Genomic DNA, 5,769 nt, shown 5'->3' on the forward strand with positions numbered 1-5,769 from the left:
GTTAAAATAGCCCACGCATATCAACTTTAAGCCATAAATATATTAAGGAACCGAAAATAGTTATCTTATGAAGAAAATATATCTTCTACTGCTTATTCTAAATGTAGTATTAATGAATGGATGCAAGGAACAGCCTCCAAAGCAGAGCTTAAAACAGCAGGTTCATCAAGAAAGAACTGTAAAGAGTGAGGTTGACTTGATAAAGAAGTATGACCACGAAATCAGAGACTACTATAGAGAAATATATGATATAGGCTTGGATGGGATAATAGCCATGTCAAATAAAGACCAGGTAAAGTACACTGACATTGCTGTTGAACTGATGTGTCATGCACTCTATCGGTATGGATTCAAGTCGGTAGATAGTATTACAGCTGCGAATGCAATAAGGAAGTATTATGGTGTGGATATTAACAGGACTGCCTCCTTGTCGGAGAATGGCTTTCATAAGTTCGTCTTCCCGGGTGGTGATGCGAAGGAACGTGCACGGCAGAGCAAGATGCTTTCAGACGGCTATACCTTTTTTAATAATACAATATTCATTCCAAAAGATAACTTGCTGCTATATGCTCCTGTGATTGACAACGTCGTAGAGCTTAAAGGGTACCTTTATGAGGACGAGGTTCCAGACAGCGTCTTTAAGAAGGGCAGAATTACTTACTCATTAGAGAAGAGTATTTTTTATGTCAACCAGTTTATCTTTCACGACAGCAAGGCTGCACTCACTTGGCTTATGAATAATGACAGGAACTTCCTTCGTGAGTTGTTCCTGAAATATGGCTATGACAAGTCTGATGTAATCAATAAGATGATGATAGATGAAGTGAAAGAGGAAGGAGAACTCCCTATAGGGAAAGATTACAAGGAACTCTTTGTTTCAAAAGGTGCGGATGGGAGGCTTCTCATTCATCAAGGACTGCTGCAGTATATGTTGAAACATGCTGACAGGAAGAATCTATATTACTGTATGTTGGATGAATATTTATCATCCTTGCTGGACTTGGAAAATGTACCAGAATTTGATGACTTGACGAAGGAAGAAAGATATAAAGCTGGTGCATACATCGGGTATTATTATGGTCTTATGTATGAGAAGTGTATAGGGACACCTTGTGATAATGAAGGTTTTGGATATGCCCTGTACTATCAGAAAGACTTTATTTCATACATCAAGAAGAATAATTACTTCCACCTAAAGGACTTCGATAAGATAATACAAATTCAATATGACCGGTATCAGGAAGGAGTTGAAATCGAAAGTCATCGTATGTCTGGTGAGTAGTATAATATTGTGCTATTCCTTGACATTATGAGGATGGCGTATATATCACAATTCTATTCAAAACATCAAAAAAAGATATGAAACGATTCTTGTTTATAAGCTCTTTATTACTATGCCTTCTTACTTTTACACAGTGTAAATCAAATTCTACTAAGAATAAGACCTTTTCAGTGAAGGAACAAATGAACAACGAAAATAAAAAAATGAATGTGATAGATTCCTTAAAATATTGGGGAGTTAATAAAGATAAGCTGTTGAAGCATTTAAAACTTCAAGAACTTGCATGGTTTGGTGGTGATTTTCGAGATGATCAATCAAAACCAAGATACATGCCGACACAGGAGGATTTTCTCTTGACAATACCTTTGGTGGAGCATTATTTATATACTCATGGCTTTAAGAAACCTTCAAAAGAACTATTTGAAAAAAGAATCAAACAAGTTTTTGGAAAAGACCTTGGAGCGAATACTAAGTCAACATTCATAAACCTTAGCAATGAAGAGAGCTTCGATTTTGCCTCTTCCTTCTTTGCCATCAAAGATAAGGGTTTCATAACCTATAATTGGCTTCTCAGAGATTTGATTTCTGTTAACGGGAATACGATTAAATTCAAGAGCACGACCTTGAAACAAATCTTATTATTAAACAAGTTCTTGATTTATAATGATACAGGTGCGTTGAAGCAATTAGAACTGTATCAAGGTGAGGGAGAAATTGATGACATTGGCGATTATTACGACAGTAACCGAATGTTAGGTGATTTATTAAAAGAATATTCTTATTTTGGAAGTCCTGAATTAAATCAATGGTTCTTTAATGCGGAAAGGGAAAATCCTTTTGCTTTCCTTTGTTATATATTTGATAAAGGAAAAGGGAATAACCTTATTGTGCATCCAGAACTGATAGAGACTATCGAGAAGAACACCACAGGCAAGAACAGTTCTTATTACAATGATAAGTTCTTAATATATGTGTATCAGGTGTTACAAGACGAAGATGGAATGAATGCTGCACATTTTAATCTGGAACAAAAAGCACGTATGTTTTGTTATCTTGCAAATTCTGAATATAAGATGCGCAACAAATATGCCGATTATATCCCATCAACCGATTGGATTCGAACCTCTATGACCTATGTAATAATGACCAACTGCGAGAAAGTCTACCGGTATGCACGTGCACACAAGTTCTTTGGTATCAGTAGTCCTGAAATGATGGATAAAATAGAAAGGGAGGGATTAGACTTGACCCCCCCTGGAGGTGACGAATGACAGATTAGGGTCATAAGTGACAAAATTCTACTATACGGTTATAAGAAACAACTTTTATACTTTTGCAGTACATTACTCAAAGAAATAAAGATATGAAAAAAATATTAGGCTTAGTTTCTTTATTTGCACTGACAATTATGTTTGTTCAGTGTACAGGAAATTCGAAACGTGCGAATATTGTTGTTATGGAATCGCATAAAACAACACATATTCACTATGACAGTATAATCAGTATGGAAAGATTAAAAGAAATAGGCATTGACAGAAATACCTTGCTAAAACATATAGAATTACAGGAGAATGCATGGAATGGAGGTGATTTCCGCGACGACCAATCTATACCACAATATATGCCTACAGAGACAGACTTTCAGTTGACTATTCCTTTGGTAAAATACTATCTTGAAACCCATGGCTACAAACAACCTTCTACAGAGTTATTTCAAGAAAGAATCAAGTATGTTTTTGGATATCAGTTGAAAAGGGATAAGACAAAAGGATATGAGGGAATTGGGACTGATGGTGACTTCGACTTTACCTTGCCCTATTATGCGATATATAAGAATAGGTTCATAACTTACAACTGGTTACTTCGTGACCTATTGTCCGTAGAGGGAGACAAGATAAAATTGAAATCACAGGTCTTTCAGCAAATTAAAGCACTAAACAACTTCATTTTTTATAATGATGTAAATGCTTTTAAACTCTTGGAGAACTTACAATCCCAAGGAGATGATGATGGTCTTGGAACATTTTATAATGGAGAAAACATATTAGAAGACTTGTTTGCCTCTTACAACTATTATAAAAGTCCCATGCTAAATCAATGGTATTTTCTCAAGTATAAAGATGAGCCTTATGATTTTGTAAACAGAATATTTGATAAAGCTCCCAATAATAATATAATTGTACATACATTATTGATAGAGACAATAGAAAAAAACACTACGGGTACTAAGCATGACTATTATGATGACAACTTTGCCAATTACGTATATGACCTTATACGAGATGAAAATGGCATGAATAGTAAGCACTTTACTATTGAACAGAAAGCCAGAATTTTTTGTTATTTCGCAAACTCTGAATATAAGATGCGTGAGAAGTATCGACAGTATATCACGTCAAACGTATGGGATCCTATGCCTTGGACTTGCCTAATAATGCTTCGCTGTAAAGAGATTTATCAATATGCGCGTACGCATAAATACTTTGGTATCAGTAGTCCTAAAATGATGGAAGAATTGGAACATGAAGGGCTTTCAGACGAATCAAACGGACCTGACCCAGAGTAAATCGTGAGAGGGAGCTTAGAAGGTTTAAAGCCAAGGTTCAATTAGCAAAAAGAAGGGGTCTTTAGGATTTTGGAGTGATAATGTTTAATGTCTGATTATCAATAACTTTTATATCCCCTCGGTTTACTGATATTACAGAATACAAAGTACTAATTTAATGGTTACGAAAGTTGTTGTTGTATCACATGGGTTATACACACTACAAAACGCTTATAATGAACTGTTTACGAACTTCCTTTACTAACAAGTGGTATAAAGGACATCACAACATCACTCCAAATTCCAGAAGAGCCATTTTATACCTTTGCGGTTCACTATTCAAAACATCAAAGCTTGTCTTTATCAGAACAAACGCTTTGTCCAAAGACTCATAAGAATGAAGGCTAATATGGAATGTGTGTACTCTGATGATATGTATTGCTATGATGCGCTATATATGGCAGTAGATAAGGGGAATGCCGAGTTGGTAAAGTTATTTCTGTCATTAGGAGCCAACGCTAACGTGGCTTATAATGAAGATGGACTTTGCCCTTTGGTGATGAGCTGTAATATGAACAGTTATCCAGTTACTTGCCTTCTCTTACAATATGGAGCAAAGGCAAATGGCTTGGGTAACCTTGGTGGAGACTATATAACTTATCCTCTGATGGTTGCTGTGGACAAGAATAATATAAATATGGTGAAAGTCTTATTGAAGTATGGAGCAAAGACAAAGGTGAAGGATAGAAGCAGAATGCCCCCCCTTTCCATTGCTCGTCGTCATAAGAATGTTGAAATGATAAAACTATTGGAAAAGTCGCGATAGATTGTAATAGGTCTGATTCGGCAATAAAGAGATAATCTGAAATCTTATAGAATATTGGTATGAAGAAGGTTTGTTTTTTACTGCTTATTCTAAACATCGTAGTGTTGATTGGTTGCACAGAACAGCCCCCGAAGCAGCTCCCAAAACTTCAGGGCCATCAAAAAAAGGCTATGAAAACTGAGGTTGACTTGATAAAAAAGTATGACCACGAAATCAGAGACTACTATAGAGAACTTGCGGAAGTAGGACTTGATGGCGTTACGGTAATGGATATAGACAAACAAGTAGAGTATACAGATTTGGCTATAGAACTTATTTATGATGCGCTCAAAAGAATGGGATACCAGTCTGTCAACGATGTTGAAGCACGAAAGGCTATCAAAAAATATTATAACATTGATATCTCTGAAAATAACATCTATTTGGCAGGGAACAAACTTCGTAGATATGTATTCAAAGATGAAGCTTCTAAAGAACGGTTGGAACAGCGAAAGGCTATGGAGGTAGACTCTTCGGAAACGGTTTCTTACTTTTGGAATAAGAGTATCTATGTTCCAAAGTATAACTACATCGTATCCTATCCTTCCATAGAGAACACTGTTGAGCTTCAAGGATTTGACAATGAAGATGCCGACGATGATATAGTTGAGAAAGGGAAACTTTATTATTCGATAGATACAGCCTATTTTTACAGAAACCAGTTCGTCTTCCACGACAGCAAGACTGCCCTCACTTGGCTTATGAATAATAATCGGAGCTTCCTGCGTGATCTGTTTCTGGAATACGGCTACGACAAGTCTGATATTATCAACAAGATGATGATAGATGAAGTGAAAGGGGAGGAAGAACTCCCTATAGGAAAAGAGTACAAGGAACTCTTTGTTTCAAAAGGTGCGGATGGGCGGCTTCTCATCCATCAAGGACTGCTACTGTATATGTTGAAACATGCTGACAGAAAGAATCTGTATTACTGTATGTTGGATCAATATTTATCATATTTGTTGGATTTAGAAAATGAACCAGAGGTTGATGGTCTCACGAAGGAAGAAAGATATAAAGCCGGTGCATACATCGGGTATTATTATGGTCTTATGTATGAGAAGTGTATAGGGACAC

At 36.2% G+C, this 5,769-nt stretch carries 5 protein-coding genes; all 5 read left to right on the top strand.

Going from position 1 to position 5,769, the window contains the following annotated elements; all coding sequences use genetic code 11:
* Positions 1–67: 67 nt before the first annotated feature.
* Complete coding sequence (locus tag HMPREF1505_RS12545) at positions 68–1,282, top strand: hypothetical protein (protein WP_036926013.1); 1,215 nt, start codon at positions 68–70, stop codon at positions 1,280–1,282.
* Positions 1,283–1,464: 182 nt separating this feature from the next.
* Positions 1,465–2,553, top strand: coding sequence for a hypothetical protein (locus HMPREF1505_RS12550; protein ID WP_231480400.1), 1,089 nt, complete (start codon positions 1,465–1,467; stop codon positions 2,551–2,553).
* A gap of 92 nt (positions 2,554–2,645) precedes the next feature.
* Positions 2,646–3,848, top strand: a complete 1,203-nt coding sequence (locus tag HMPREF1505_RS12555; protein WP_036926019.1) for a hypothetical protein — start codon at positions 2,646–2,648, stop codon at positions 3,846–3,848.
* Positions 3,849–4,152: 304 nt separating this feature from the next.
* Positions 4,153–4,653: an ankyrin repeat domain-containing protein gene (locus tag HMPREF1505_RS12560; RefSeq protein ID WP_255326830.1), complete on the top strand. Its 501-nt coding sequence runs from the start codon at positions 4,153–4,155 to the stop codon at positions 4,651–4,653.
* A 170-nt stretch (positions 4,654–4,823) separates the two neighbouring features.
* Positions 4,824–5,769: hypothetical protein (locus tag HMPREF1505_RS12565; protein ID WP_231480402.1), on the top strand; the 946-nt coding region annotated here is incomplete at its 3' end.

Source organism: Prevotella sp. ICM33, from assembly GCF_000517825.1.
In the GTDB taxonomy this organism is placed as follows: domain Bacteria; phylum Bacteroidota; class Bacteroidia; order Bacteroidales; family Bacteroidaceae; genus Prevotella; species Prevotella melaninogenica.